General features: G+C 74.3%; 2 protein-coding genes. Both read right to left on the reverse strand.

From position 1 onward, the window contains the following. The coding region (locus ACZJYS_RS24140) for an aspartate/glutamate racemase family protein (protein ID WP_493180618.1) at positions 1-499 on the reverse strand (499 nt) is incomplete at its 3' end. A gap of 76 nt (positions 500-575) precedes the next feature. Continuing rightward, positions 576-1,961: a helix-turn-helix domain-containing protein gene (locus ACZJYS_RS24145; protein ID WP_493180619.1), complete on the reverse strand. Its 1,386-nt coding sequence runs from the start codon at positions 1,959-1,961 to the stop codon at positions 576-578. Between the last annotated feature and the right edge of the window lie 129 nt (positions 1,962-2,090).

Consider the following 2,090-nt stretch of genomic DNA (forward strand, 5'->3'; position numbering starts at 1 on the left):
CCTCGGCCAGCAGGGCGAGGGCGCGCTCCGGCTCGCGCACGATCATGTCGCCCGTCGGCGCCACGGCGCGCACCAGCACCCGCTCGCGCGGCCAGCCGCGGGAGAGGGCGAATTCCTCCAGCATCGGCACCCAGGCGGCGCCGCCCGTCAGCAGCGCCACGCGCGGATGCGCGGCGAGCGCGAGGGCGAGCGACGCATCCGCCATGCCGGTGACGGGGATGCCCGCCAGCTCCCGCGCCGCGTCCAGCCCCGGATCGCCGAAGCAGGCGATGGCGATGGCATCCACGCTGCCGGCGTGCTCCGCCACCTGCTCCAGCACCGCGTGCCCGGCGATGGCCGCCGCCACCCGGCTGGCGATGTAGCGCGCGCCGAAGCGCGCCGTGGCGGGCACGAGCGCGACATGCGCCAGGCCGAGCCGCGGCAGCGCCGCCGTGGCCAGCGCGCGCATCCGCTCCGTCATCGCGCTGTCGGTGTTGCCGTTGAGCAGGAGGATTCGCATGCGGCGGCCCTGAAGGAACTGGCGGGGTCCGGGGTGACCCTGTCACCCCGGCGGGGGCGCGGGGGCGGCGCCCCCGCTACTTCGAGAACCGGTAGGGTGCCGCGCTTTCCTCGTGCGGGTCCAGGTTGAGCCGGTGCTCCAGCGGCGGGAAGGCGCGGGAGCGGCACTCGGCACGGTCGCACAGGCGGCAGGAGAGGCCGATGCCGGTGCGCGCGCGCTGGAGGTCCAGCCCGTCCGCATAGACCACCTCCGCGGCCCGCCCGAGATCGCAGCCCATGGCGACGACATGCACCGGCGCCGGCTCGCCCCACCGGCTCGGCCCCGTGACGGTGCGGGCGAAGCAGAGGAAGGCGGCGCCGTCCGGCAGCTCGGCCAGCTGCACGCGCAGGGCGCCCGGCGTGGCGAAGGCGGTGTGCACCACCCAGCGCGGGCAGGAGCCGCCGAAGCGCGCGAAGGGGAAGCCCGCCGCCGAGAAGCGCTTGTCCACGTTGCCGGCGGGATCGACCCGCAGGAAGAAGAAGGGCACGCCGCGCGCCCCTTCCCGCTGCAGGGTGGAAAGGCGGTGCGCCACCTGCTCGAAGCTGACGCCGAAGCGCGCGGCCAGCAGGTCGAGATCGTGCCGCAGGGCGCGGGCGGCGGCGAGGAAGGCGGCATAAGGCATCAGCAGCGCGCCCGCCGCGTAGTTGAGCAGGCCGATGCGGATCAGCGCCGCCGCCTCCTGGGTGCTGGGCGCGGCGGGGGCCAGGATCTCCTCCACCGCCTCGCGCGCCTCCAGCAGCATGAGCTGGAAGGCCATCTGGAAGCCGCGGCTCTCGCGCGGCAGGTGCTCGGAGAGTTCCAGCAGCCGCGCGGCGGGGTCGTAGCGGCGCAGGCTCCCCTCCAGCGGCACGACGCGCACGCGCAGGTCGTGCCGGTGGCGCAGCCGCTCGGCGATGGCGTGGTTCAGCTCGGCGGGCGCCGCGCCCAGCTCGGCGCCGATGCGCTCCGCCACCGCCTCCAGCGCGGGGAAGACATTGACGCGCTCGTGGAAGAAGTCGCGCGCCTCCTCGGTGGGCAGCAGGATGCGCCGGCCGCTGGGGAGCGCGATGCCGCTGGCATCCTCCCGCGCCACGCGCAGCGCGCGGTAGAGGGCGAGCATGGCGCGACCGGCATTGGGCGCGCTGCCGGCGAGCAGGCGCAGCTCCTCCTCCGGCAAGGCCTCCAGGCCGAGCTGCGGATCGGCCAGCACCTCGCGCAGCTGGCTCTCGAGCTGCCGCTCCTGGTTGCCGGAGAGGGCGGCGAGGTCGACCTGCAGGGTCTGGCCCAGCTTGATGAGCAGCGCGGCGGTGACGGCGCGCTGGTCGTGCTCGATCAGGTTCAGGTAGCTGGCGGAAATGCCGAGGCGGGCAGCCAGGGCCTGCTGCGTCAGCCCCTGCTCCTGGCGCAGGCGCCGGACGGTGCGGCCGATCAGCGGGCGGGACATTCTTTACAGCCTTTACAGATTTACGGGCCGGACTGTGAAGCCCGCCACCTTGTTGCGCCTACAACAGCAAGATGCCGGGTGAACTTCGCGCCCGCAATGTGAATTATTGACGCACAGGCCGAGCGCCTC

It is taken from the genome of Roseomonas sp. TS2 (assembly GCF_058833935.1).